Raw genomic sequence first — 24,511 nt, 5'->3', positions numbered from 1 at the left:
CGTCCCTCAACTACTTCTTTCCGGCAATGGGCTGTCTAGAACAAACAGCGCCGTCAGTCTCTTCGTTGAAATCTTTTCAAACCTGAACCCTCGCTCAATCAGAAAATGGCACACGGCTGGCAGTGTGGGTTCTTTGGCGAGGCCGCGTTCGGGGCCGCAGTCGACGCAGATATATTGGACGCGGTCCAGGATCCTGGCGGCGCCTTTGAGGATTTCGGGTTCTGCCCCTTCGCCTTCGATCTTCAATAGTTTGATCGAGCGGATGTCGTTTTCTTCGCAGTAGTCGTTAAGTGTGGTCGTTTCGACTTCGACAACCGAGCCGTAGCCGGAAAATTCGATAAGTGAGGAGTCGGCGGTGTCTGATTTCTCATAGAATTTGAGCGTCGTCTTTTCGTGCCAGAGGGCCCGTTGTTCGACAACACCATCCGGGTTGTTGAGATGGCAGCAGGCGACCTCGTCCCGGCCAGGCTCGAAGGCGATGTAGCGGACGGACTTGCCTTCGAGGCGCAATCCGAGGCCGATTTCGCCGATGTTCGCGCCACAGTCGATCACCACATCGCCGTCTGAAATCATTGTCGGATTAATGAAATAGTCGTTCAGAAGGCCTTTGGTGCGTGGTTGGACACCATAACGGTAGAAGCCGACGCGCTCGCTGTGAAGAAAGGAAATCTCCTGGCCCGTTTCATCCCGAACGCGGAACACGGGCTCATCTGAGACAACCTTGATGTTCCAGCGTTTCTTGTTTCGTAGCGCGTTCGAAAAGCTGACATACCAATTGAAAAGCTTTGCGAAGGTGTGCCGGTTCGGGTGACGGACGATGAAATTGTAGAGTCTTTTTTTCTTTTTCATGTTCGCGCCTGCTTGGGTTGCCTTTTGTCGGTCAGTATCAGCTCTCGAAAAGCAGAGTGGAATAGGTCTTGCTGATGGCGTCTTCGGAAAACTGGCCTTCCAGACGGCTTTTGCCGCCTTCAACCAATGCGCTTACCTGGTCCGGCTTGCTGAGCAGTTGTTTGACCGACCCCACAAGCCCGTCAACATCCCCGCAGGGGGACAGTAGCCCGGTCTTGCCGTGGTCGATCAGCCAGCTTGGCCCGGGTGAGGCGGTGGCGACGACGGGGAGGTTGGCGTTCCAGCCTTCCAGGACGACATTGCCGAGTGGTTCTTCATCGGTCGGGCAGAGAAGGATATCGGCGGCCTTCAGGAAAGGTGAGGGGTCGCGTTGCCAGCCGAGGAAGTGGATGCGGTCTTGAACGCCAAGGCTTGCGGCCAGCGCCTTCATGTCGGTCATCAGCTCACCGTCGCCGATCAGCCAGGCATGTACGCCCTCCGGCAAGCCGGCGATCGCCTGAATGGCAAGGTCGAAGCGCTTGCGTTCGACAAAGCGGCCGAGGTGGATCAGCACCGTGGCGTCTTCCGGCGTGTTGTAATCCGCCCGGTTGACCGGTTCCAGGTCCGCGGGCAGCGGGTCGACGAAGTTGCTGATGACGTGGGCGCGCTCCGCTGGCCAGCCCATTTCGATGGCCTGGCGGATGATCTCCGGCGTGTTGCCGATCAGGTCCTCGACATTGCCGTAGGTGTGAAAGCCGTCCGGCCAGTCGCCAAGCCGCAGGAACGTGCGCATGTTGGGACCAGGCTTCGGCATCCATTTGCTGGCCGGGCTCATCCAGCCCATGGTGGCACGGGCGCTAAAGGAGTGGATCTGGCGGGCGATGTTCCAGCGGATGACATGGCGTTTCAGATGTGAGCGGCTGAACGTCATTTCCCGCACATCGCAGTGTTTTGCAAGATCGTCCCGCCAGGGCCGGTCCTTTCGGATGAAGGCGATCTGCTCCACACCCCGCCGGGCAAGGGCCGCCGTCAGGCGCACGAAAAACCTTTCTGCCCCGCCATCGACACCCAGGTGGATATGAGCAAGTTTTTTCGGCTGCATCGGCGTGTCAGTGACCATCGATCACATCGTAATAGTTATGCGCCCGGCCCAGAAGGCCGCGCAGGTTGCCCGAGCCCTTCATCAGCCGGATCAGGCCATAATAGTAAAGCTTCTCGCCGCGCTTTTTTGCAAAGGGCTTCAGCACGAAGCCGACGACTGTGGCCAGCAGGCCAAAGAACATGCGTCGCAGGCTCTTGGGAATGAAATGCAGCGCGGCCTTCAGCCGGCCTTCGCGCAGCACGATGTTGAAGGCACCTGATGTTGCGGCCATGTGCATGCGGCTGAGCAGGCGGCCGGTGGTGACGCGCGAGGCCGGAATGTCCTCCTCGACAAAGGCATCATCCACCCAGATCATCTTGGCACCGGCTGCGTGGGTGCGGCGGAAGAAATCGATGTCCTCGCTACCGAAGGTCAGCCTTTCATCGAACCGCAGGCCAAGGCCGTCATTGGCGATGATGCGGCCGCTCAGCAACACGTTGTTGGTCGGGGCCTCGGTGATCAACGTTCCTGTCGGCCGGGACTTCAGCAACTGCGATTTCCACCAGTGCGGTGCCGGCTTTTCATAGATGCGGCGCACAGGTCCGTTGGCAACCTCGGCTTTGTACAGCTTGCAGGCGGCCACCAGTTTCTCGATCCAGTCGGGTTCGGCGCGTTCATCGTCGTCGATCAGCGCGACCCAGTCCGGTTTGTGCTCCAGTGCGGCTTCCAGTGCCGTGTTGCGGGCAAAGGGAATGCCCTTGCGTTTTTCGTGATAGAAGAAGATCGGCAGCGACAGCCTTTCCTTCACCTCATCAGCGGCGGCGCCGGTGAAATGTGGCACGGGATCGTTTTCCACAACGACGATCGCCATTTCCGTGTTCTCGGGCTCGGCCAGATTGTCGAGGCTTTCAAGGCACGCCTGCAGCATTTTCGGCCGCTGCGCGGTGCACACGGCGATGACCAGTTTCTGGGTCATGAAGGGGTCTCAACCATTCCACTAGGGTTTGGCAGGGTTTGGCGCATGTGTCCGCCGCTGTCAAAGGGTTTCGGGACATGTCATTTGAGGAAATTGACCTTTCCAGCGCATCGACCGCACGCTAGGCTTCCCCTTTAACCCGTTGGGGGACCGTTAAAAGCGGCCGTGTTCTGGGAGGAAACACATGAAGGGAATGATGATGCATCGTCCGCTGAAAATTGCGGACCTCATCACCTTTGCAGCGGATATCTATCCGGCCAGCGAGATCGTCTCCGTGCGCACGGAAGGCGATATTCACCGCACCACCTACAAGAAAACGGCTGGCCGCATTGCCCAGCTTGCCCATGGCTTGAGGTCGCTCGGGATGGGTGAAAGCGACCGTGTCGCGACCCTCGCCTGGAACGGCTACCGGCATTTCGAACTTTATTATGCAATCTCCGGCATCGGCGCGATCTGCCACACCATCAATCCGCGCCTTTCAGCGGAACAGATGATCTACATCGTCAATCATGCCCAGGACCGGCTGCTGTTTGTCGATCTCACCTTTGTGCCGATCGTGGAAAAGCTGCGGCCGCATTTTCCGGCAGACCTGCGGATCGTCATCATGACGGACCGGGCGCATATGCCGGAGACGACGCTGGAAGGCGCCCTGTGTTACGAAGAGATCCTAGAGGGGCAGCCGGACGCGTTCGACTGGCCGGATTTCGACGAAGATCAGGCCGCCGGGCTTTGTTACACCTCCGGCACAACGGGCAATCCCAAGGGCACGCTCTATTCGCATCGCTCCACGGTGCTGCATGCCTACGACATGTGCGTCACCATTCCGAGGGTTCTCAGGGAAGGCTCGCGCATTCTGCCGGTGGTGCCGCTGTTTCACGTCAACGCCTGGGGCCTGCCCTACGGCGCGCCGCTTTCCGGCTCCAGCCTGATTTTTCCAGGGGGCGCGCTGGACGGCAAAAGCCTGTTCGACCTGATGGACCGCGAAAAGGTGTTCTCCGCCTGGGGCGTGCCGACTGTCTGGATCGGCCTCATGAACGAAATCCGCCAGCGCGGCCGTATCCCAGAGGGCTTTGCGGATGTCGTTGTTGGCGGATCTGCTGCCTCTCGCTCACTGATCGAGGCTTTCGAGAAGCAAGGCGTCAATGTCTGCCACGCCTGGGGCATGACGGAGATGAGCCCGCTCGGCACCCAGTGCAACCTGCCGTCGGAGATGGCGGATCTGCCGTTCGACCAGCGTATCGACAGGAAGCAGAGCCAGGGGCGGCGGGTGTTCGGCGTCGACATGAAGATTGTCGACGATGCAGGCAACCCTCTGCCGCATGACGGCAAGACGCCGGGCCATCTCTATGTGCGCGGCAACACCATCACCTCCGGATATTATGAGAATCCGGAAGCCTCGAAGCCGGTGTTCGACAAGGAGGGCTGGTTCTGCACCGGCGACATTGCCGCCATCAGCCCCGACGGTTTCCTGACCATCACCGACCGGTCCAAGGACCTTATCAAGTCGGGCGGCGAATGGATCAGCTCGCTCGATCTGGAAAATATCGTCATGTCGCATCCCGGCGTAGCCAATTGCGCGGTGATCGCGGTGCCCGATGCCAAGTGGGACGAGCGTCCGCTGTTGATCGTGCAGGCCCGCGACGATGCCCAACCGCAGAAAGCCGAAATTCTGGAGCATCTGGCCGAACATGTTGCCAAATGGCAGTTGCCGGACGAAGTCGTTTTTGTCGATGAATTGCCGATGACGGCAACGGGCAAGGTTTCGAAACTCACCTTGAGACAACAATTTCCGGAGCCCCCGCATGACGCCTGAGCATTTGTTTGGCCTTGGAGGCAAGACCGCACTTGTCACGGGCGGGGCAACCGGTGTCGGCCGCATGGCTGCCGAAGGTCTGATTGCGGCCGGCGCACGGGTGATGATCGCCAGCCGCAAGGAGGACGCCTGCCATGCTGCCGCTGATGAGCTCAACGCGCTCGGCTATTCCGGCAAGGCGGAAGGCTTTGCCGGGGACGTTGCGACGGAAGAGGGCATTGCGGCTCTGGCAGCCGAGATCGGCCGTCGCACGGACAAGCTGGACATCCTGATGAACAACGCCGGCACAAGCTGGGGCCAGCCGCTTGGCGACTTTCCCTATCACGCGTGGGAGCGGGTGATGCGGGTGAATGTCACCGGCCTGTTTCAGCTGACGCAAAGCCTGTTGCCCCTGCTGGAAGCGGACGCCAGTGACGATGATCCGGCGCGTGTCGTCAACGTCGGCTCGGTGATGGGGGAAACCGCCCATGGCGACCGGGCCTACAGCTATGCGGCCTCCAAGGCTGCCGTCCACCACCTGACGCGGATCCTTGCCAAGGAGCTTGCCGACCGGCGCATCACCGTCAATGCGTTGGCACCGGGGCCTTTCGTCAGCAACATGACGGCCTTTGCAACGGCGGATGAGGACGTGCGCTCCCGTGTCGGGGCGCAGGTGCCGCTTGGCCGGGTCGGTCGTCCGGAGGATATTGCGGCCGCCCTACAATATCTGTGCGGGCGGGGCGGCTCCTATCTTACCGGCGCCATCCTGCCGATCAGCGGCGGCATCAACGTGGAAACAGGGCCGGACCTTTTCCAGGAGGCCTATTGAGTGAGCATTGAAACCTTGCAGCGCCCTCTTGCCGCCGGCGAGTTGGGAACGCTTGTCGGAACGGAGGTCGGCGTCTCCTCCTGGCACCTGATCGACCAGGACCGGATAGACGCTTTTGCCGAGGTAACGCAGGACCACCAGTTCATCCATGTTGACCCTGAAAGGGCGGCGGAAACACCTTTTGGTGGCACGATCGCGCACGGATTTCTGACATTGTCGCTGCTTTCCGCGATGGCTGTCGAAGCCCAGCCGAAGATCGAAGGCGCGACGATGGGCATCAACTACGGCTTCGAGAAAGTTCGGTTTCTGGCTCCGGTCAAAGTTGGCAGCCGGGTGCGCGGGCGGTTTGTCCTGGCCCGCCTGACGAGGCCGAAGCCGCAGGAGGTCGATATCGTCTGGCAGTCGACGGTGGAGATCGAGGGCGGCAAGCGGCCGGCGCTGGTCGCCGAATGGCTGAACCGGTTCTATCTGGACGGTGAGGTGGACACATCATGCTGAAGGCAAGATCCCTTCCCAAGGCGCTTCAGAGCCTGAGGCTTCCCGCCGTTGCGGCCCCGCTCTTCATCGTCTCCTGTCCGAAGCTGGTGATCGCCCAGTGCAAGGCCGGCATTGTCGGCAGTTTTCCGGCGCTCAATGCAAGGGACGAGCCCGGTGGCCCGGTCATGCTTGAAGCCTGGCTGAAGGAAATCACCGAAGCGCTTGACCGGCACAACCAGGAAAATCCGGATCGCCCGGCCGCCCCTTTTGCGGTCAACCAGATCGTCCACCGGTCCAATGAGCGGCTGGAACGGGATGTCGAGATCTGCACAAGGTGGAAGGTGCCGATCTGGATCACCTCCATGGGTGCGCGGGTCGTGGTGAACGAGGCGGCTCATTCCTGTGGCGGTATCGCCCTGCATGATGTCATCAACAACACCTACGCCAGGAAAGCTGTCGAAAAAGGGGCAGACGGGCTGATTGCCGTTGCCGCAGGGGCGGGTGGTCACGGCGGGCCGCAGTCGCCCTTTGCGCTGGTGCGCGAGATCCGGGAATGGTTCGACGGCCTGTTGCTTCTGGGCGGGGCCATCTCCACCGGCGAAGCCCTGTTGGCGGCCCGGGTTCTGGGCGCTGATCTTGGCTATGTCGGCTCGCCCTTCGTTGCGACGGAGGAAGCCAATGCGGATCGGATCTACAAGGACATGATGGTCGCGGGCGGGGCGGAGGATGTGCTGACCTCCTCGCTCTTCACCGGACATCCGGCCAACTATCTGAAAGGCTCCATCCGCAAGGTTGGCCTTGATCCCGATCATCTGCCGGACGAGTGGGATGTCAGCGTCATGCCGGATGACAGCCCCAAGCCGAAAGCCTGGCGGGAAATCTGGGGCGCAGGCCAGGGCATTGGGGCGATCAAGTCCGTGGGGCCGGCCGCGGCCGTGGTCGAGCGTCTGGAAACCGAATACCGCGCTGCCATCCAGCGGCTGCGCGCCGATATCTGCTAGGGGGAAGTGATGGATCTTGGAATGACCGACCGGGTGCGGCCGCTGATCGAGCAGGTGCGCCAGATGGTGGAAACCGAAATCGCCCCCCTCGACCGGGAATATCACGAGGACGTCGGCCGCCATCCGTCCGGCGACCGTTTCCGGATGACGGACCGCCAGCTTGAAATTCTGAACAGCCTCAAGGCCACGGCCAAGGAACGCGGGCTCTGGAATTTCTGGCTGACGGACAGCGAAAAGGGCTTTGGCCTGACGACGGTGGAATACGCCTATCTGGCCGAAGAAATGGGCAAGGTTGGCATTGCCGCCGAAGTTTTCAACTGCAACGCCCCCGACACCGGCAACATGGAGGTTCTGGAGCGCTATGGCACAGCGGCTCACAAGGAAAAGTGGCTGAAGCCGCTGCTCCAGGGCGATATCCGGTCCGCCTATCTGATGACGGAACCCGATGTTGCCTCCTCGGACGCAACCAACATTGCGCTGACGGCCGTGCGCGACGGCGAGGGCTGGGTGCTGAATGGCGACAAATGGTGGGCAACCGGGGCCGGCGATCCTCGCTGCGCGCTTTACATCGTCATGGCCGCAACCGATCCGGAGGCCCATAAGCACAGCCGCCATTCGATGTTCCTGGTCCCGGCGGATGCCGAAGGTATCGAGGTGCTGCGGCCAATGCATGTCTTTGGCGCCGACGATGCGCCACACGGCCACATGCACATCCGCTTCACCAACGTGCGCGTGCCGCAGGAAGACCTGGTGCTGGGCGAAGGGCGGGGTTTCGAGGTTGCTCAAGGCCGCCTTGGCCCGGGCCGTATCCACCATTGCATGCGGGCCATCGGGCAAGCGGAAAAGGCGCTGGAACTCATGTGCAAGCGGGCCATGGGGCGCGAGGCTTTCGGCAAGAAGCTGATGGATCTTGGCGCCAATTACGACATCATCGCCAATGCGCGCATGGAAATCGAAATGGCGCGGCTTCTCTGCCTCAAGGCGGCCTGGGTGATGGATACACAGGGCACCCGCGCCGCGCAGCCGTGGATCAGCCAGATCAAGGTGGTCGCGCCGCTCACGGCCCTGAAGGTGGTAGATGAAGCCATGCAGGTGCACGGTGCCGCCGGTATCAGTCAGGACTTCCCTCTGGCCGCCATGTGGACACACCTGCGCACCCTCAGGTTTGCTGACGGCCCAGACGCCGTCCACCGCCGCCAGGTCGCGCGTACGGAGCTGCGGAAATATTCCAACGGGAAGCTGTGAAGATGGTCTTTCTCCGGCTTCCAGCAGAGCGCGACTGCCACGAAGTCTCGCCTTCCCCAACCCTCATCCTGAGTAAGCGCGAAGCGCTGGTTCGAAGGATGGGCGGCATACTGCGGAACAAGTGGCCCATCCTTCGAGAGGCCGCTGGCATGGCTCCTCAGAATGAGACGGGAGCAAGTGGCGCTGCAGGTTGTGTAAAGACTGGGGAAAGCCAGGTCACGGCAGGGACATGCCCCTCATGACCTCAAACACGGATCTCGACCTCACGGCGCTGAGCAAGTGGCTGGAAGGGACCCTTCCCGGGTTCAAGGGACCGCTGACAGCCGAAAAGTTCAACCGGGGTCAATCCAACCCCACATTTCGCCTGAGTGCCGCCTCTGGCGAATATGTCCTCCGCCGCAAGCCTCCGGGGGTGTTGCTGAAGTCCGCGCATGCCGTTGACCGCGAGTTTCGGGTGCAGAAGGCGCTGGCCGGATCGGAAGTGCCGGTCGCGCACATGCATGTCCTGTGCGAGGACGAGGGCGTGATCGGGTCGGCGTTCTACGTCATGGATCTCGTCCGGGGCCGCAATTTCGACGATCCGCGGTTGCCAGATCTTGATCCGCAAACCCGGCGCGGCATCTATACTGAGATGAACCGCGTTCTGGCCGCCATCCATGGCATTGATCTGGAAGCGCGGAACCTCACCGATTTCGGCCCCTCCGGAAATTACTATCGCCGCCAGATCGACCGCTGGACCAAGCAGTACCGGGCAAGCGAAACCGGCCCCATTCCCGCAATGGACGAGCTCATTGCCTGGCTCGACGCCAATGTGCCCGAAGACGACGGACGGCGGACGCTGGTTCATGGCGATTATCGCATCGACAACATGCTGTTTGCGGAAGACGGCCCGGCCTGTGTCGCCGTGCTCGACTGGGAGCTGTCGACCATCGGCCATCCCTTTGCGGATCTGGCTGCCCTGATCATGCAATGGCAGCGCCCGCCCGGCACCGAGGGCAGAGGTCTGGCCGGTGTCGACCGGAAGCCACTCGGCATTCCGGAAGACCAGGAATTCATCGATGCTTACTGCGCCCGCACGGGGCTCTCTGGCATCCCGGAGTTTGGTTTCTACCTGGCCTTTGCCTTCTTCCGCATGGGAGCGATCCTTCAGGGCGTCAAGAAACGCGCCCTCGACGGCAATGCTTCCAATCCGGAACTCGGCCTGAAGCTGGGCGCAAGCGTGCCGGACTATGCCGCTGGCGGCTTGAAGGCAGCGCAGGAAGGCTAGACACCTTCCAGCAAGCCGTAAGAAGCCTGCTCAGTATCACCATGCCCCTGAGGTTACACCGGCCGACCGTAGGCAGAGTCGGGCCCTACTCGTTTCCAGAGAGGTTATGACGAGGTTCCGGAAGAAGCCGCACCGCTGCGGACCTATTCCAGACACCTCACGTCGCGGCGTGTGTTTTTACTGGGGGCGCCTCATATGGGGTGCCGAGGGCTTTTGCCCTCAATCAGCCCTTCGCATTCATCTCCGCAAAGGTTCCGCCAGTTTCGGCGATCTGCCGCAGGAGAGCCGGGACTTTCCAGTAGTAGGCGTCTTCCCTGGCATAGTCTTCGATGCGGCGAACCAGTTCACCCGCGCCGATGACATCTGCCGTGTGCAACGGGCCGCCGCGGAAGCGCGGGAAGCCGTAGCCGTTGAGGAAGACGGCGTCGATGTCGATGGGGCGAAGGGCGATGCCTTCTTCCAGAACGCGCACGGCTTCGGAAATCATCGCGGTCATGAACCGGCTGACGATTTCCTCTTCCTTGAAGCTGCGCGGTGTGACGCCTGCCTTTTCGCGTTCCGCATCGATGATCGCAAGTGCTTCCGGGTTTGGCCGCGGGCCCTGGTCGTCATAGATGTAGAAGCCCTGGCCGGTCTTGCGGCCGAACCAGCCGTTCTCGCAGAGACGGTCGGCAATCGGAATGTAGCGTTCCTCGGCCGGGCGGGTGGCGGCGCGGCGCTTGTTGGCGGCCCAGCTGATGTCGAGCCCGGCAAGGTCGGCGACCTGGTAAGGCCCCATGGCAAAGCCGAAGCCGCGCATGGCTGTATCGATTTCCTCCGGCGAGGCGCCATCCATCATCATGTAATCGGCGGCCTTCTTGTAGAAGGTCATGATGCGATTGCCGATGAAGCCGTCACAGACGCCCGAGCGCACGGCGATCTTCTTCAGTTTCCTGGCCAGCGCGAAACCGGTGGCGACAACGTCGGCGCCGGTCTTTTCGGCAACCACCACTTCCAGAAGCCGCATGACATGGGCGGGCGAGAAGAAGTGCAGGCCGATGACATCTTGCGGGCGCTCGGTCGTCGCCGCGATCTCGTTGATGTCGAGATAGGACGTGTTGGAGGCAAGCACGGTGCCCGGTTTGCAGACCTTGTCCAGTGTCTGGAAAATGTCGCGCTTGACGCTCATTTCCTCAAACACGGCCTCGATGACGAGATCGGCATCGGACAGCGCGGCGAGATCCGTCGAGGTCTTGAGTTTGGCGGCCAGAATGTCGTCGCGGGCTTCACTGGAAAGTTTGCCACGTTTGACGGCGCCTTCCAGGTTCCTGGTGATCGTTTCAACACCGCGGTCGAGGCCTCCCTGATCTCGTTCGGTCAGGGTCACCGGCAGACCGGCCAGCAGGATAGCGGTCGCGATGCCGGACCCCATGGTGCCGCCGCCGATGACGCCAACGGCGTTGATATCGCGCGCGGTCGCGGAAGCTTCCGGGATCTTGGTGACGGCACGTTCGGAAAAGAAGGCATGGATCAGACCTGCGCGTTGCGGGCTCGCCATGCATTCCTCGTACAGCCGGCGCTCTTCGGTCATGCCCTCGCGGATCGGCAGGTGGCAGGCTTCTACGGCGTCGACGCATTTGTGCGGCGAGAACAGCAGCGGCTGGCTTTTGGCAAGCTTGGCGCGCATCGCCTCGATGGCGGCCGGGTCCGGTTCGGCGGTCAATTCGCCTGTTTTGCGGTTGGGCAGGTCACCGGCCAGCAGATCCTTGGCCGAAGACAGTGCGATGTCACGCGGATCGCCCTCAACGATCCCGTCGATCAACCCGTTTGCCAGGGCATCGTCGGCACTCATCGGCTTGCCGCTGGTGATCATGTCGAGGGCCACCGCGATGCCCGCAAGCCGGGGCGCGCGCTGGGTGCCGCCGGCACCCGGCAGAATGCCGAGCGTGACTTCCGGAAGACCCACCTTCGCGCCCTTCAGCGCGACACGCGCATGGCACGACATGGCAACTTCCAGACCACCGCCAAGCGTGGTGCCGTGCAGGACACAGACAATGGGCTTCGACGCGCTTTCGATGCAATTGCACAGTTCCGGCAGCCACGGATCAAGCGGCGGCTTGCCAAACTCGCGAATGTCGGCGCCGGCAATGAAGGTGCGGCCCTTGGCATAAAGCGCGATTACCTCGACGCCATCCGTCTGCTGCAGTGTGTCCACCGCCTGCCAAAGCCCCGTTCGGATGGCATGGGAGGCGGCGTTGACCGGCGGGTTGTCGAGTGCGATGAGGCCGACAGAGCCGTTGATCTCGATTGAGACGACGTCGTTGATACCGGTTTCGCCGGCAAGGGTTTCTGTAGGCATGAATTCCTCCCAGGGCGCCAATCGCGGGCGCGGATTTTGGGCCGGATTGTCAGGTCCGGGCAGAGCTTGTCAAGGTGACCGAAGAGGGCAAGCGGTGCGGTCAGCCCTTGTGCGGTGCTTTTGGCGTGAAAGCGCAGCGGTCAGGCTTCAGGTCGATAAGCGGGGTGCCGTCGAGGCAGTCAAGCCCGCGTACGATCAGATTGGGCCCATCGACGGAAACGAGTTTGGCCAGAACGGTGCCAATCGGGTTTGGCCGGACGGGCGAGCGCAGGGCGAAGGTACCGAAAATGTTTTCGCTATGAGCCGGGTTCTGGACCACCAGGTCCCGCCTGGCCTTGTCGAGCCAGTAGAGCACTTCCACACTGTCGTAGGCCTCGATGCCCTGCAATGCCGGCACCCAGGGGTCGAAAATCTCGATCCTGCATTCCGGGCCGTCCACGCTGCCCTGACGCGGGCAGTCCTTGCGCTCCTTAAAGGGGGTGTGGATCCTGCCGATGAAAAAGAGCCTGGCATCGTCCGGTTCCGTGATGGGAACCGAGATTTCGTGCGGGCGGATATCGCTCATCGTGTCTTTCCTGAATGAATGCCTGAAGGAGGGCTGAATGTGCGAGGGACCGACGAGAGGCGGTTCGGGTCAAGCGGACAACCAGCGGACAGCGCCGTGACCGTCGAGGTCATAGCCGCCAAGCGCCGCGGCCTTGTCCTGAAACTCCGGTGTCCGCGCGAACTCGAACAGCTTTTGAACAGGCGGGGTGAAATAGGAGCGGCGGTCGATCAGAAGGTCGAAGCATTCCTCGGCCAGTGGCACGAACGCCAGTTTGAAAGGCCTTGCCGCGGTTTCGATGCCAAGAGCGGCTTCGGCTTCGCCAGCAGCGACCGCCGATGCCGCATCGTTTTCCGTGTGGGCGGTGGAAGGGCCCAGGGTCAGATCGGCTTCGCTCAGGCCGGCCTCGGCAAGCAGTCTGGAAAAAAGCAGGGCCGTACCCGTGCCCGGCTGCCGCATGGCGACGCGTTTGCCTTTCAGGTCGGCAACGGAGCGTATCGTCGTTGCGGCCTCTCGGGAGACAAGCAGGCCGCGTTGACGCTTCGCCCACCCGATCAGGACAGCCTCCTTTGTGTTCAGGCGGCTGACCGATTCGACGTTCCAGCCGGTTTCCTCCGCTAGATGCAGCCCGGCAAGGGCCGCGTCACCGGCGGCAAAGCGGTTCAGACCATCCGCGCTGCCATTACACAACATGGCCAGCCCGCAGCCGGACGCATGAACCGCCCAGTCCAGCAACGGATCGTGGGAGCCGGCCAGGACGCCAGGGCGTTCGCGTGCGTTGGCCGCAGTTGGCCCCTCGATCCAGGAACGGAGTTCGGCTGCGGGGAAAAGCAGCTTACCCGTGATCCGCCGATGCGGAATCTCGTTGGCGGCGGCAAGGTCGTAAACCTTGCGCTCCTTGACCCTCAAAAGGTCGGCCACTTCCTTCGTGGTCAGAAACTGTAGTTGCTGAGTGCCGGTGTCTTGCAAAGCGTCGCCCATGGTTGAATGACAGGACCTTACCGGAGGAACTTCCTGAGAGACAAGACCGTCCGGACGGTCTTCAGCTTGATGGTTTTACGGACAGGCAAAACCGTACCGACCGGCTCGAGCACGTCTGGCGTGTATGATTGCACCCGTTATGCAACCGGAAATAAGCCGCAGTCGCAGCAGGTTTGCCGCTTTGCACAAGTCCCCGTCCGGGCTTTGCCGGGCAGGTTTTTCGGTGTCGGCAGGCAATCGGCTTCCATTTTGCGGCCCGTTTGGCGGATGACGCAGCCAGAGCATTCCGTGACGTAATGGGGCCACATGCGCAAGTTTGCTTGCGCGAAACTCTTCCAAAAGCGCAAAAACGTACGTTTCTGCGCAGTAAAGATCGACAAAACCGGTCGAAGATATTTTTTTCGCCGGATGCATCTTCGCGAGTAAAAATTCCGCCTCACTACCGCGTTGCAAAATATTAAGTCGGCCCCTGTTCAAAAAATATCCAATTTTTTTTCATAACCCCTTTCCAAAGGGCAGTAATTTTGTTTTTCTATGCGCGTTCGCACCAAGCGATAGCTCTTTGGGGACGGAGGTTACCTGAGGGTTATTGGTCGTGCGTCTAATAATAATGATAGAACCTGACTTGGGGACACAATGGCGAATACACGGGGCGCTGCTGTTAAGTATGATGGCGTTCAAAAGAGCTATGACGGGGAAACCCTGGTCGTAAAGAACCTCAATCTCGATATTCCGCCGGGCGAATTTCTGACCATGCTCGGTCCGTCCGGTTCCGGCAAAACCACCTGCCTGATGATGCTGGCCGGTTTCGAACCGGCAACGCACGGCGAAATCTATCTGAACGACCGCCCGATCAATAACGTGCCGCCGCACAAGCGCGGCATCGGCATGGTCTTCCAGAATTACGCCTTGTTTCCGCACATGACGGTGGCCGAGAACCTTGCTTTTCCGCTTCAGGTGCGTGGTGTCGGCAAGGCCGACCAGCAGGAAAAGGTCAAGCGGGCGCTGGAGATGGTTGAGCTTGGCGCCTTCGGCAATCGTCGCCCGGCCCAGTTGTCCGGTGGCCAGCAGCAGCGCGTCGCCGTGGCCCGCGCCCTGGTGTTCGACCCGGAACTGGTGCTGATGGACGAACCGCTCGGCGCACTCGACAAGCAGCTGCGCGAGCAGATGCAGTACGAGATCAAGCACATTCACGAGAACCTGGGTGTCACCGTGGTCTATGTGACCCACGATCAGACCGAGGCGCTGACCATGTCGGATCGTGTCGCGGTGTTCAACGACGGTATCATCCAGCAGCTGTCGACGCCGGACGACCTCTACGAGGATCCGCAAAATTCCTTCGTTGCCCAGTTCATCGGGGAAAACAACAAGCTGAACGGCAAGGTCGTTGAGATCAGCGGTTCGGAATGCCTTGTTGAAATCGATGACGGTACGAGGCTCAAGGCCGACAAGGTCAACGTGGACGCTGTCGGCGACAAGACGACCTTGTCCCTGCGGCCCGAGCGGGTGGAATTCGACACCGTCGACACGATGGACAATTTGGTCAATGGCCGGATCGAGGAACTTATCTATCTCGGTGACCATATCCGCGTTCGCATGAATGTGGGCGGCAACGACGAGTTCATCGTCAAGGTTCGCAACCGCGGAGAAAAGCGCAAGCTCGCTGTAGGCGAGACAGTGCAAGTAGGCTGGGCGCTGAACGACTGTAAAGCGCTTGATGCGGTTGTCTGAAATCGCGCGGCGGCCAGTCCATGGCCGCCAGCGACTAAAACGGAAAAATCCGTTAAATCCTAAAAGAGGGAGCTAACTCACATGAAGCTCAAAACTGTAGTTCTCGCAGGCACCGCTCTGGCATTTGCCGGCAGCGCAGCCATGGCGAAAGACATGACCATCGTTTCCTGGGGCGGTGCCTATCAGGCCTCCCAGAAAGCTGCCTACGCGGACCCATATGTTGCAGAACACCCGGACATCAACGTTATCTGGGATGAGTCTTCGAACGAGGCTGTCGCAAAACTGCGCGCCATGAACGAAGCCGGCAACATCACCTGGGATCTGGTTGACGTGGTTGCTTCCGATGCCATCCGTCTGTGCGACGAAGGCCTGGCGATGGAAATCGACCCGGACACCGATCTTGCAGACGCTCCGGACGGCACCAAGGCTTCGGATGACTTCGGCGACCTGCTGGTATCCGAGTGCTTCATTCCGCAGATCGTCTATTCCACCACCTTCGGCTACCGGTCCGACGTTGACGAGTGGAACGGCAAGGAGCCGGACGACATCTGTGACGTGTTCGATCTGGAAACGTTCCCGGGCAAGCGCTCGCTGGAAAAGCGCCCGATCAACAACATGGAATGGGCTCTTCTGTGCGACGGCGTGCCGAAGGAAGAAGTCTACAACGTTCTTGAGACCGAAGAAGGTCAGGAGCGCGCTTTCAAGAAGCTCGACACCATTAAGGACAACGTTGTTTGGTGGTCCGCAGGTGCGGAAACACCGCAGCTTCTGGCCGACAAGGAAGTCGTGATCGGCTCCACCTATAACGGCCGCCTGTTCTCCCTGATCGAAGAGCAGAAGCAGCCGGTGAAGATGCTGTGGGACGCCCAGGTGTTCGACCTTGACGGCTGGATCATCCCGGCCGGTCTGCCGGAAGACCGCCTCGCCATGGTTGAGGACTTCGTCAAATTCGCCACCGACACTCAGCGTCTGGCGGATCAGGCGAAATACATCTCCTACGGCCCGGCTCGCAAGTCTTCGGCTCCGCTGGTTGGCAAGCATGCCGATCTCGGCATCGATATGGCTCCGCACATGCCGACCGATCCGGCAAACGCCAAGAACACCTTCCTCTATAACTACGAGTGGTGGGCTGATTACCGTGACGACATCGACGCCAAATTCCAGGCGTGGCTGGCTCAGTAATCATCTGAAGCTGTCCGCGTTCGGATGAATGCGGCCAGATGAGAAACCGGTCCGGGTGGGGCAGTGCTCCACCCGGATCTCCCAACGGATTTGCGGAAGACTGTTTCATGAGCGATACCCACGCGGGCGAGGTTCTGACGACGAAAGACGGCAAGCCGCTGAAGGCATCTCTTGCCAAGGCGCTGCGCCGCGAGAAGCTGCGCGCCCTGGCGCTGATTGCGCCTCTGCTGATTTTTGTCCTGCTCACCTTTGTAGCGCCGATCGTGGACATGCTGTTCCGCTCGGTCGAAAACGGGATTGTGGAAGACACCCTTCCCAAGACCGTTGTCGCTTTGCAGGAGTGGGATCCGACGTCCGGCCAGGCGCCTGACGAAACCGTCTTCGCGGCCCTTTATGACGACATGGTTGTCGCCGTGGAAGAGAAGACCCACACCCGCCTCGGTTCACGCCTCAACTATGAGGAAACCGGCCTCTCCAGCCTGTTCCGAAAGACGGGACGCGGCGTCAAGCGCATGGATGAAGCCGGTCCCTACAAGGAACAGTTCATCGACGTGGACAAGGACTGGGGCACCGTCGAAACCTGGCAGGTGCTCAAACGGTTCTCACCGCGTTACACGCCCGGTTATTTCCTGAATGCCTTCGACGCGCAGCAAACCGCAAACGGTATCGAACTGAAGCCGGAAGACGAACGGATCTACATGTTCCTGTTCGGCCGCACCCTGTTCCTGTCCGTCGCGATCACCTTGTCCTGTCTGCTTCTGGGCTATCCGATCGCGTACCTGCTGTCGGCCTTGCCACTGCGCTCGTCCAACCTGCTGATGATCCTGGTGCTACTGCCCTTCTGGACATCGCTTCTGGTGCGGACGTCCGCCTGGAAGGTGCTGTTGCAGCAACAGGGGGTCATCAACGATTTCCTTGTCTGGACAGGTATCATAAGTGACGCCGGACGACTTGTGATGATCAACAACCAGACAGGTACGATCATCGCCATGACGCATATCCTGCTGCCGTTCATGATCCTGCCGCTCTATTCGGTCATGAAAACCATTTCGCCGTCCTATGTGCGTGCAGCCAAGAGCCTTGGCGCCAATGACTGGACCGCATTCTGGCGGGTGTATTTCCCGCAGACCATTCCAGGTATCGGCGCGGGTGCCGTGCTCGTCTTCATTCTGTCGATCGGCTACTACATCACCCCGGAACTGGTGGGTGGCACGTCGGGCATCTTCATCTCCAACCGGATCGCCTACCATATCTCGTCCTCGCTCAACTGGGGTCTGGGCGCGGCGCTCGGCACGTTGCTGCTCGTGGCGGTCATGGTCCTCTTTGTTGTCTACGACAAGATCGTCGGCATCGATAACGTGAAACTCGGATAGGTGGCGGCATGAGTGCACTTCCTCCCTACGCGTCTCCTCTCCAGCGGACCTGGTACTATTCGTTCCGGGTGATCTGTGGACTGATCTTCTTCTTCCTGATCTTCCCGATCCTGGTGATCCTGCCGCTCAGCTTCAACGCGGAGAACTTCTTCACCTTCACCAAGGAAATGCTGGCGCTTGACCCGGCCGGCTATTCCCTGAAGCACTACCAGGACTTCTTCACCAATCCGGACTGGCAGCAGGCGCTGACCAACTCGGTGCTGATCGCGCCGGTGGCGACAATCCTGGCAACGGGTTTCGGGACGCTGGCGGCCATCGGCCTGTCCCAGTCCCATGTGCCTTACAAGTCCGCGATCATGGCAGTGCTGATCTCGCCGATGATCGTGCCGCTGATCATTTCTGCGGCGGGCATGTACTTCTTCTATTCGCGCATTGGTCTTCAGGGTACCTATTGGGGGGTCGTTCTGGCCCATGCCGCACTTGGCACGCCTTTCGTCATCATCACGGTGACGGCGACGCTGGTCGGCTTCGACCGAAGCCTTGTGCGGGCATCGGCAAGCCTCGGTGCAAACCCGGTCACCACCTTTTTCAAGGTGCAGATGCCGCTGATCATTCCAGGTGTCGTCTCCGGTGCACTGTTCGCCTTCATCACGTCCTTCGACGAAGTGGTGGTGGTGCTGTTCCTCGGCTCTGCCGGTCAGAAAACCCTGCCTTGGCAGATGTTCACCGGGTTGCGTGAACAGATCTCGCCGACCATTCTGGCCGTGGCATCGCTGATGGTGGCTATTTCCATCTGTCTGCTGACCGTGCTGGAGCTGCTGCGCCGCAGGTCCGAACGCCTGAGAGGTCTGTCGCCGGGCTGATCCTGGACGGGCGTGAAGAGCGCCCGCTGCTTTCAAATTGAGCCGGTGGCGGAACGCCAGTCACCGGGTGGAGACAGGGTCTCCCGGTAGCATGACATTGTGAATTTGGGCCTGGCGGGCCGGCTTCTTCGCGGAAGCCGGCCCGTTTTGCGTTTCAGGCCCCGGAAACCGAAACCGGACCAAACGGAAGGAGCCTTCAATGAGCAACGACATGATCCGCATTTATGAAATGAACAACGGAGAGAAGGCGTTTTCACCCTTCTCAGCCGCCGAAATGGACAGCCGCCAGACGAAGCTTCGCAAGCTGATGGAAGACCGGCAGATAGATGCCGCCCTGTTCACCTCCTATCACAACATCTGCTACTACTCCGGCTTCCTCTATTGTTACTTCGGCCGCAAGTACGGCTTCCTGGTGACCCAGGACAAGGCAACCACGATTGCAGCCGGTATCGATGGGGGCCAGCCCTGGCGCAGGACCCATGGCGATACGGTGATCTATACCGACTGGCGCCGGGACAATTATTTCCACGCCATCCAGTCACTGCTTGGCATGCCCAATCCGTCGGTCAAGCGCATTGGCATTGAGTACGATCACGTTTCTCTCGATATGCTGAAGCTTCTGGAAGCGGCGCTGCCGGGTGTGGAACTGGTCGATATTGCTGCCGATGCCATGGCGCAGCGCACGATCAAGAGCGACGAGGAGCACGTTCTGATCCGCGAGGGAGCGCGTATCGGTGATATCGGCGGAGCGGCCCTGGTAGAAGCGGTTCAAGCCGGTGTTCCCGAGCACGAAATCGCCATGGCCTCGACCAATGCCATGATCCGGGAAATCGCGAAGTCCTTTCCGTTCGTTGAACTGATGGACACCTGGACCTGGTTCCAGTCGGGTCTCAATACGGACGGAGCCCACAACCCGGTGACCAACAAGAGGGTGGAAGCGGGCGACATCCTCAGCCTCAACTGTTTCCCGATGATCTTCGGCTATTACACCGCACTGGAGCGGACGTTGTTCTGTGAATATGCGTCCGACGAACATCTGCGCCTGTGGGAGATCAACTGCCATGTTCACCGCGAGGGGCTGAAGCGCATTCGGCCGGGCGCACGCTGCTGCGATATCGCAACCGAGCTCAACGAAATCTACCGCAGCCATGATCTCCTGAAATACCGCAGCTTCGGCTACGGTCATTCCTTCGGCGTGCTCAGCCATTACTACGGCCGAGAAGCCTCGGTGGAACTGCGCGAGGATGTCGAGACCGTGCTTCAGCCAGGCATGGTCGTTTCCATGGAACCGATGATCATGATCCCCGAAGGCGAAGCGGGCGCGGGCGGATACCGAGAACATGACATTCTGATCGTCTCGGAAGACGGGGCTGAAAACATCACCGGCTTTCCGTTCGGCCCGGAGCACAACATCGTGCCAAAACGATAAGACGGTAAATCTCCGCGATTGAGGCAGCGCCAGCGACAAGATGCAGGCATCTTGCCGCTGGGAAGCTGCCTGCGCCGGGAGGCGAAAGTGTCTGCGAACATATTATCGAGGCGGGCGAAAGCTTGCGCCGGGGAAGCGCTGTCTTGATCGGAGTGTCTTTTTCAAGGTGTCCACAGCCTTGCGACGTCGTCGGCAAAAGCATGCAGCTTTGGATCAATGCGGTAATTCCTGGTCTTTGCGCTGCTCTGACCAAGGTGTCGCTACACACGTGCGGTGGAAACTCAAAGTTTAGAGTTGGGCTGCTATGCTAATCAGGTACAATTCAGTAACCAATCGCGGTTGATATACTCTTGGCAGTGAGAGACGCCGTATTGCTAAAGACGTGACCTATCGATGACGCGAGTTCAATCGGCCAGAAATTCCAGCTTTCTCGTATAAAAACAGAAGTGCACCCTTTGCAGGTGCAATTGATCACGCCAGCGGGGGAATAAAAATGCAGGCACCTTCTGAAGGCATATCCTTGAATTCCGGTCTGCCGCAGATGATTCACCTGGATTTGGACATCAAGGACTTTTGCACCGACTGGACCCATTGCGATCTCATGTCGGGGTACATCGCCCGGATGGTCAGCCACAACCGGCTGGATTCGCTCCTGTTCTCCAATCTCTATTCGTCAGCCTTGAACGAACTGCTGGAAGCCGTCTACCGGACGCATGGTTCGAGCGGAAAACTGCAATGCGCGGTTCAGCGCGACGGCAATGTCGACCGGATCGAACTGACCTTTCCGGTCGATGAGGAGACCTACAAGGTCTATGAGGCGGCGATTGCCAAAGTGAACGGCGATGACGCCGAAACGCTGTATCTGGAGGCGCTTTTTGCTGACGCCGAACCGGATGCGAGCCTTGGACTTTTGGAACTCGGCGTCGATTACGGCGCCCGGCTTGCCATCGGACGGATTGAAGACGGCCGCATGAGACTGGTCGCGGAGCTTGTGCTTGAGGACGACGCAGAATGATCGCTGATAATATGACACAGGCCTTTCAGTGGACCTTTAACGAGAACGATCAGGAGTTCTCCCTGCATGGCAGCTTGCGCCCCGAACGGGCCGATGAGCTGAATGGCTGCTTTTCCGCGATGGAGCAGTCCGTCGGCAAGGTGAGCGGCAAGTTCTACGTCAATGTCAGACGCCTTGTGCGCATGAACAACGTCGCCTTCCATGCCTTTGCCGGCAAAATTCTGGATCTTGTGCGCAACCGAAGCGACCTGAGCGTTCACGTCACGACCTCGAGCGTGGTTGGCTGGGCAACGCGCAAGTTCGCCGTGCTTGAGACAATGTCCGACAAGATCACCGTCAGCGAATACGACAACGAATTCTATCCGGGTCAGTCGTTCGTTGAGGACAGCGAGTTCATTCATGTTCTGCGGACGCAGACCAAACTTACCTGGCGGCACGAAAAGGAACTTCTGCGCAAGCACGGCCTGAAACCGGGCATGCAGGTGGCCGACATTTGCTGCGGCATCGGCGATTTTGCCGTGCTTCTGCAAAAGGAGTTCGAGCCGGACAGGCTGGTCGCGCTGGATCACTCCAGATCCAGCCTCGACTATGCGCGCCGTGTCGCGGCCGATTTCGGTGTCAGGGGCATTGAATATGTCTTCGGCGATGCTGCGGACATGCTGCTGGAAGACAATCAGTTCGATTTCGTGACCTGCCGCCATTCCCTGCAGGTGTTCGACCAGCCGGAGCTGATCCTGAAAGAGCTTTACCGCATCTGCAAGCCGGGTGGCCGTATCTACGTTACCAACGAAAAGAACTCGCACTGCCTTGGCGAACCGAGATCGGAAAGCATTCAGTGGACCTACAACGAGGTCGCCAAACTCTGGCACCATTTCGATATGGATATCGAAATCGGCCCGAAGAGCCGGCGCCTCCTGATCGACGGTGGTTTTGAAAATGTGACCATCGGGTCCTTCATGGTCACCAACACGGATGGCGATCCGCAGGATTTCGCGGATGTCATTGCGTCGTGGAAAAATCTCTTTGCCGGCAAAATGGCTGAGGAACGCGGCGACAGCGCCGAATTCATCGAACGTTTCGCCAAAGGGTTCGATGACCATATCTTCGCAGCGCTCCACCCCAAGGGATATGCAGGCTGGCCGATCTGGGTTGCTTCGGGACGTAAGCCGCTATGAATGCACCGGCAACGGGTCCTCAGACCGAAAAGCAGATCGGCCGCTTTTCCATGCGAAGCTTTCGGGCCAAATTCATGCTTGTGGTCGGCGTCGCAGTTCTGTTCGATCTGGCACTCGCAGGCGGCATCGGCATCTGGAACGTGCAGAAACTGTCCAGGGATGCGACGGAGCAGGTCGGTGAAGGTCTCACCACCGCCACGGAAGACTATCTGCAGACCTATATCGACACCACGGCCTTCCGGGCAGACCTCCTGATCGATCGCGTCCATTCCGAACTTGAGACGCTCGCCTCGTCGATGCAGACACTGATCGATCACCCGCAGGTGCAGGAAGCGATCGGAAACACCATCGAAGGCAGTTCCGCGTTTTCGTCTGACCTGGTCTATGATGAAACGGGCGGCTGGTCGCAGAATACGGCGGGTGTTCCGTCTGCGGTCAGCGTCTGGGGTTATTTGCTGGATGAAAACAAGAACCCGGTTCCCAAGGCCGCCGAAGAGCTGAAGCACAGTTCCTTCCTCAGCCTTGTCGGTCCGTCGATGATGTCGACAGGCGCGCCCAAGCTGCAGATCTACTACGTCGGCCCCAAGGACGCGTCGATCATGCGCGCGACACCCTATTCGGAACAGGCGCAGACATTCGACCTCTTGTATCCCGGTCACAACGAAGGCGCGAACTTCTGGGATTTCTTCTTTCCCGGCGTTTACGAAGGCTGGCAGCACTGGATCAAGGATCCGTCCTCCAGACCGGTGGACTCCAATATCGTCACCACCGCCCCCTATATCGATGCGATCACGGGCAAGCTGATCGTCAGCTTCTTCCATCCCCTGTGGACGCAGGACCGCAAGGACGTTGCGGGCATGGTGGCGGTCGACATCACGCTTGAGCAGCTGACCTCGCTTGTCGAAAGCCTGGAGATTTCGGAAAACGGCTTCGGTTTCCTGACGATGTCCGACGGCAATGTCGTGGCAACTCCGAAGGCCGGCGAACAGACCCTGGGGCTGGTCTCCAGCGATGTCAGCGGCCAAGGGGTGACCGGCGTCAACCGTAACCTCAAGGAAAGCAGCCAGCCGGCCATCGCGTCTCTTGAGCTGAGCGCCAAGGACGAGACCGTCATCGAGCACATCTTCCTTGAGAACGATGGCGAAGAGATCCCCTATCTTCTGGTTCTCAAGCAGCTCAATCCGACGAACCTGTGGGATGGTGCCGGTATCACCTCGGAAACGATGACGCTTGGCTTCGTCGTGTCCGAACGCGAGATCTACCAGTCGCTGATCGATGCTACCAACAACATCTCGGAAGCGACGGCCCGCATCCTGAACTATCAGCTCATTGCTTTCTGCGTCAGTATTTTCGTGGTGTTCGTCGCGGTCTATGCCATCTCCGGCCGCATCACCAAGGGCCTGTCACAACTGGCCGAAGCGGCGCGCGCCCTTCAGAACAAGGACTATTCGGTCCGCGTTGCCATCCCGACCCGCGACGAGGTCGCGGCTGTGGGGTTGGCCTTCAACCGCATGGCGGAAGAGATCAGCTATCACACCGAGAACCTTGAGAATCTCGTTGAGGAGCGCACCAGCAAGCTGGAAACCGCGAACCGCGAAATCGGCGAGCTCAACAAGCGGCTGAAGTCGGAAAACCTGCGCCTCGGGGCGGAGCTGGATGTTGCCAAGCGCATTCAGGAAATGGTTCTGCCGCGCCTCAGCGAACTGGAAGTCATTCCGCAGATCGAGATTGCCGCCTTCATGGAACCGGCGGACGAGGTCGGCGGCGATTACTACGACGTTCTGTTCGACGGCAACCGCATCAAGGTCGGTATCGGCGATGTGACCGGCCACGGTCTGGAAAGCGGCGTCTTGATGCTGATGGTGCAGTCGGTTGCCCGGGCGCTTCAGGAAAAAGGCGACAGGGATCCGATTGCCTTCCTGGATGTGCTGAACCGGGCCGTCTACAAGAACATCACCCGTACCAGATCCGACAAGCACCTGACGCTCGCCTTCGTCGATTATGAAGACGGCCAGGTCACCCTGTCCGGCCAGCATGAAGAAGTGCTGATCATCCGTGCCAATGGAGACACCGAGCGCATCGACACGATGGATCTCGGTTTCCCGGTCGGGCTCGAGGCTGATATTTCTCCCTTCGTGGCGACACTGGATCTCGCGTTCGGACCGGAGGACATTCTCATCCTGCACACGGACGGGATTACGGAGGCGGAAAACGACAAGGGCGAGATGTATGGCCTCGACCGGCTTGCCCAGAGCGCTCATGAAAACCGCGAAAAAACCGCGAAAGGTATTGCGGCGGCGGTCATTCATGATGTGAAGTCGCATATCGGCGACTACAAGGTATTTGATGACATCACTCTTGTTGTGTTGAAGCATAGGTAGGGC

At 59.9% G+C, this 24,511-nt stretch carries 20 protein-coding genes; 14 read left to right on the top strand and 6 right to left on the bottom strand.

Features of this window, described 5'->3' with window-relative positions:
• Nucleotides 1-6 precede the first annotated feature (6 nt).
• Genes AC2A6O_RS23315 through AC2A6O_RS23305 form a run of 3 tightly spaced genes read right to left on the bottom strand, consistent with a single transcriptional unit; the run spans nucleotide 7 to nucleotide 2,885 of the window.
• Entirely contained in the window at nucleotides 7-849 is an 843-nt protein-coding gene (locus AC2A6O_RS23315; protein ID WP_498930665.1) for an FkbM family methyltransferase, read from the bottom strand.
• A gap of 37 nt (nucleotides 850-886) precedes the next feature.
• Nucleotides 887-1,948 carry a glycosyltransferase gene (locus AC2A6O_RS23310; RefSeq protein WP_498930663.1) on the bottom strand — a complete coding sequence of 354 codons (1,062 nt, stop codon included), beginning with the start codon at nucleotides 1,946-1,948 and terminating at the stop codon, nucleotides 887-889.
• Nucleotides 1,938-2,885 (bottom strand): glycosyltransferase family 2 protein, encoded by a 948-nt coding sequence (locus tag AC2A6O_RS23305; RefSeq protein ID WP_148582056.1) that lies wholly within the window; start codon nucleotides 2,883-2,885, stop codon nucleotides 1,938-1,940. The genes AC2A6O_RS23310 and AC2A6O_RS23305 overlap by 11 nt, the downstream gene beginning before the upstream one ends.
• A gap of 184 nt (nucleotides 2,886-3,069) precedes the next feature.
• Between AC2A6O_RS23305 and AC2A6O_RS23300 the strand changes: the two genes are divergently transcribed.
• From AC2A6O_RS23300 to AC2A6O_RS23275, 6 genes are all read left to right on the top strand, one after another.
• Nucleotides 3,070-4,698: a long-chain fatty acid--CoA ligase gene (locus AC2A6O_RS23300; RefSeq protein ID WP_498930661.1), complete on the top strand. Its 1,629-nt coding sequence runs from the start codon at nucleotides 3,070-3,072 to the stop codon at nucleotides 4,696-4,698.
• The gene (locus AC2A6O_RS23295) at nucleotides 4,688-5,506 is read left to right on the top strand and encodes an SDR family NAD(P)-dependent oxidoreductase (protein WP_498930659.1); all 819 of its coding nucleotides are present in this window, start codon (nucleotides 4,688-4,690) and stop codon (nucleotides 5,504-5,506) included. Before AC2A6O_RS23300 ends, AC2A6O_RS23295 begins: the two co-directional genes overlap by 11 nt.
• A complete protein-coding gene (locus AC2A6O_RS23290; RefSeq protein WP_498930657.1) occupies nucleotides 5,507-6,004 on the top strand; it encodes a MaoC family dehydratase in 498 nt (165 codons plus the stop codon). It abuts the gene before it with no gap.
• Nucleotides 5,998-6,984 carry an NAD(P)H-dependent flavin oxidoreductase gene (locus tag AC2A6O_RS23285; RefSeq protein ID WP_498930655.1) on the top strand — a complete coding sequence of 329 codons (987 nt, stop codon included), beginning with the start codon at nucleotides 5,998-6,000 and terminating at the stop codon, nucleotides 6,982-6,984. Before AC2A6O_RS23290 ends, AC2A6O_RS23285 begins: the two co-directional genes overlap by 7 nt.
• Nucleotides 6,985-6,993: 9 nt before the next feature.
• Complete coding sequence (locus AC2A6O_RS23280; protein WP_148582061.1) at nucleotides 6,994-8,229, top strand: acyl-CoA dehydrogenase family protein; 1,236 nt, start codon at nucleotides 6,994-6,996, stop codon at nucleotides 8,227-8,229.
• Between the two features lie 238 nt (nucleotides 8,230-8,467).
• Nucleotides 8,468-9,496, top strand: coding sequence for a phosphotransferase family protein (locus AC2A6O_RS23275; protein ID WP_498930653.1), 1,029 nt, complete (start codon nucleotides 8,468-8,470; stop codon nucleotides 9,494-9,496).
• A gap of 223 nt (nucleotides 9,497-9,719) precedes the next feature.
• On the opposite strand, the gene AC2A6O_RS23270 is transcribed toward AC2A6O_RS23275, so the two are convergent.
• From AC2A6O_RS23270 to AC2A6O_RS23260, 3 genes are all read right to left on the bottom strand, one after another.
• Nucleotides 9,720-11,834 carry a 3-hydroxyacyl-CoA dehydrogenase NAD-binding domain-containing protein gene (locus tag AC2A6O_RS23270; protein WP_498930651.1) on the bottom strand — a complete coding sequence of 705 codons (2,115 nt, stop codon included), beginning with the start codon at nucleotides 11,832-11,834 and terminating at the stop codon, nucleotides 9,720-9,722.
• Between the two features lie 100 nt (nucleotides 11,835-11,934).
• Nucleotides 11,935-12,399, bottom strand: coding sequence for a tRNA (N6-threonylcarbamoyladenosine(37)-N6)-methyltransferase TrmO (gene tsaA, locus AC2A6O_RS23265; RefSeq protein WP_498930649.1), 465 nt, complete (start codon nucleotides 12,397-12,399; stop codon nucleotides 11,935-11,937).
• A 69-nt stretch (nucleotides 12,400-12,468) separates the two neighbouring features.
• A complete protein-coding gene (locus AC2A6O_RS23260) occupies nucleotides 12,469-13,359 on the bottom strand; it encodes a substrate-binding domain-containing protein (protein ID WP_498930647.1) in 891 nt (296 codons plus the stop codon).
• Nucleotides 13,360-13,995: 636 nt separating this feature from the next.
• On the opposite strand from AC2A6O_RS23260, the gene AC2A6O_RS23255 reads away from it, so the two are divergent.
• From AC2A6O_RS23255 to AC2A6O_RS23220, 8 genes are all read left to right on the top strand, one after another.
• Nucleotides 13,996-15,090, top strand: coding sequence for an ABC transporter ATP-binding protein (locus AC2A6O_RS23255; RefSeq protein WP_148582066.1), 1,095 nt, complete (start codon nucleotides 13,996-13,998; stop codon nucleotides 15,088-15,090).
• A gap of 81 nt (nucleotides 15,091-15,171) precedes the next feature.
• Nucleotides 15,172-16,272 (top strand): extracellular solute-binding protein, encoded by a 1,101-nt coding sequence (locus AC2A6O_RS23250; RefSeq protein ID WP_148582067.1) that lies wholly within the window; start codon nucleotides 15,172-15,174, stop codon nucleotides 16,270-16,272.
• A 107-nt stretch (nucleotides 16,273-16,379) separates the two neighbouring features.
• Nucleotides 16,380-17,645, top strand: a complete 1,266-nt coding sequence (locus AC2A6O_RS23245; protein WP_148582068.1) for an ABC transporter permease — start codon at nucleotides 16,380-16,382, stop codon at nucleotides 17,643-17,645.
• 8 nt (nucleotides 17,646-17,653) lie between these two features.
• A complete protein-coding gene (locus AC2A6O_RS23240) occupies nucleotides 17,654-18,508 on the top strand; it encodes an ABC transporter permease (RefSeq protein ID WP_148582069.1) in 855 nt (284 codons plus the stop codon).
• 199 nt (nucleotides 18,509-18,707) lie between these two features.
• A complete protein-coding gene (locus tag AC2A6O_RS23235) occupies nucleotides 18,708-19,937 on the top strand; it encodes a M24 family metallopeptidase (RefSeq protein ID WP_498930644.1) in 1,230 nt (409 codons plus the stop codon).
• Between the two features lie 493 nt (nucleotides 19,938-20,430).
• A complete protein-coding gene (locus AC2A6O_RS23230) occupies nucleotides 20,431-20,952 on the top strand; it encodes a ubiquinone biosynthesis methyltransferase UbiE (RefSeq protein WP_148582071.1) in 522 nt (173 codons plus the stop codon).
• Nucleotides 20,949-22,127 (top strand): class I SAM-dependent methyltransferase, encoded by a 1,179-nt coding sequence (locus tag AC2A6O_RS23225; RefSeq protein ID WP_148582072.1) that lies wholly within the window; start codon nucleotides 20,949-20,951, stop codon nucleotides 22,125-22,127. The genes AC2A6O_RS23230 and AC2A6O_RS23225 overlap by 4 nt, the downstream gene beginning before the upstream one ends.
• Nucleotides 22,124-24,508 carry a SpoIIE family protein phosphatase gene (locus tag AC2A6O_RS23220; protein WP_498930641.1) on the top strand — a complete coding sequence of 795 codons (2,385 nt, stop codon included), beginning with the start codon at nucleotides 22,124-22,126 and terminating at the stop codon, nucleotides 24,506-24,508. Before AC2A6O_RS23225 ends, AC2A6O_RS23220 begins: the two co-directional genes overlap by 4 nt.
• Nucleotides 24,509-24,511 lie beyond the last annotated feature (3 nt).

The sequence above is a fragment of the Labrenzia sp. ATLA3 genome, assembly GCF_057180185.1.
Note: the sequence above shows the minus strand (reverse complement) of the source record. Positions and strands in the feature narration are given on the sequence as shown.

Bases quoted from the DNA above. Each gene is read 5' to 3' on its own strand.
- AC2A6O_RS23240 (WP_148582069.1), top strand. From the start codon at position 17,654: ATGAGTGCACTTCCTCCCTACGCGTCTCCTCTCCAGCGGACCTGGTAC.
- AC2A6O_RS23260 (WP_498930647.1), bottom strand. From the start codon at position 13,359: ATGGGCGACGCTTTGCAAGACACCGGCACTCAGCAACTACAGTTTCTG.
- AC2A6O_RS23225 (WP_148582072.1), top strand. From the start codon at position 20,949: ATGATCGCTGATAATATGACACAGGCCTTTCAGTGGACCTTTAACGAG.
- AC2A6O_RS23245 (WP_148582068.1), top strand. From the start codon at position 16,380: ATGAGCGATACCCACGCGGGCGAGGTTCTGACGACGAAAGACGGCAAG.
- AC2A6O_RS23295 (WP_498930659.1), top strand. From the start codon at position 4,688: ATGACGCCTGAGCATTTGTTTGGCCTTGGAGGCAAGACCGCACTTGTC.
- AC2A6O_RS23255 (WP_148582066.1), top strand. From the start codon at position 13,996: ATGGCGAATACACGGGGCGCTGCTGTTAAGTATGATGGCGTTCAAAAG.
- AC2A6O_RS23300 (WP_498930661.1), top strand. From the start codon at position 3,070: ATGAAGGGAATGATGATGCATCGTCCGCTGAAAATTGCGGACCTCATC.
- AC2A6O_RS23280 (WP_148582061.1), top strand. From the start codon at position 6,994: ATGGATCTTGGAATGACCGACCGGGTGCGGCCGCTGATCGAGCAGGTG.
- tsaA (WP_498930649.1), bottom strand. From the start codon at position 12,399: ATGAGCGATATCCGCCCGCACGAAATCTCGGTTCCCATCACGGAACCG.
- AC2A6O_RS23275 (WP_498930653.1), top strand. From the start codon at position 8,468: ATGACCTCAAACACGGATCTCGACCTCACGGCGCTGAGCAAGTGGCTG.
- AC2A6O_RS23315 (WP_498930665.1), bottom strand. From the start codon at position 849: ATGAAAAAGAAAAAAAGACTCTACAATTTCATCGTCCGTCACCCGAAC.
- AC2A6O_RS23285 (WP_498930655.1), top strand. From the start codon at position 5,998: ATGCTGAAGGCAAGATCCCTTCCCAAGGCGCTTCAGAGCCTGAGGCTT.
- AC2A6O_RS23270 (WP_498930651.1), bottom strand. From the start codon at position 11,834: ATGCCTACAGAAACCCTTGCCGGCGAAACCGGTATCAACGACGTCGTC.
- AC2A6O_RS23220 (WP_498930641.1), top strand. From the start codon at position 22,124: ATGAATGCACCGGCAACGGGTCCTCAGACCGAAAAGCAGATCGGCCGC.
- AC2A6O_RS23235 (WP_498930644.1), top strand. From the start codon at position 18,708: ATGAGCAACGACATGATCCGCATTTATGAAATGAACAACGGAGAGAAG.
- AC2A6O_RS23250 (WP_148582067.1), top strand. From the start codon at position 15,172: ATGAAGCTCAAAACTGTAGTTCTCGCAGGCACCGCTCTGGCATTTGCC.
- AC2A6O_RS23230 (WP_148582071.1), top strand. From the start codon at position 20,431: ATGCAGGCACCTTCTGAAGGCATATCCTTGAATTCCGGTCTGCCGCAG.
- AC2A6O_RS23310 (WP_498930663.1), bottom strand. From the start codon at position 1,948: ATGGTCACTGACACGCCGATGCAGCCGAAAAAACTTGCTCATATCCAC.
- AC2A6O_RS23305 (WP_148582056.1), bottom strand. From the start codon at position 2,885: ATGACCCAGAAACTGGTCATCGCCGTGTGCACCGCGCAGCGGCCGAAA.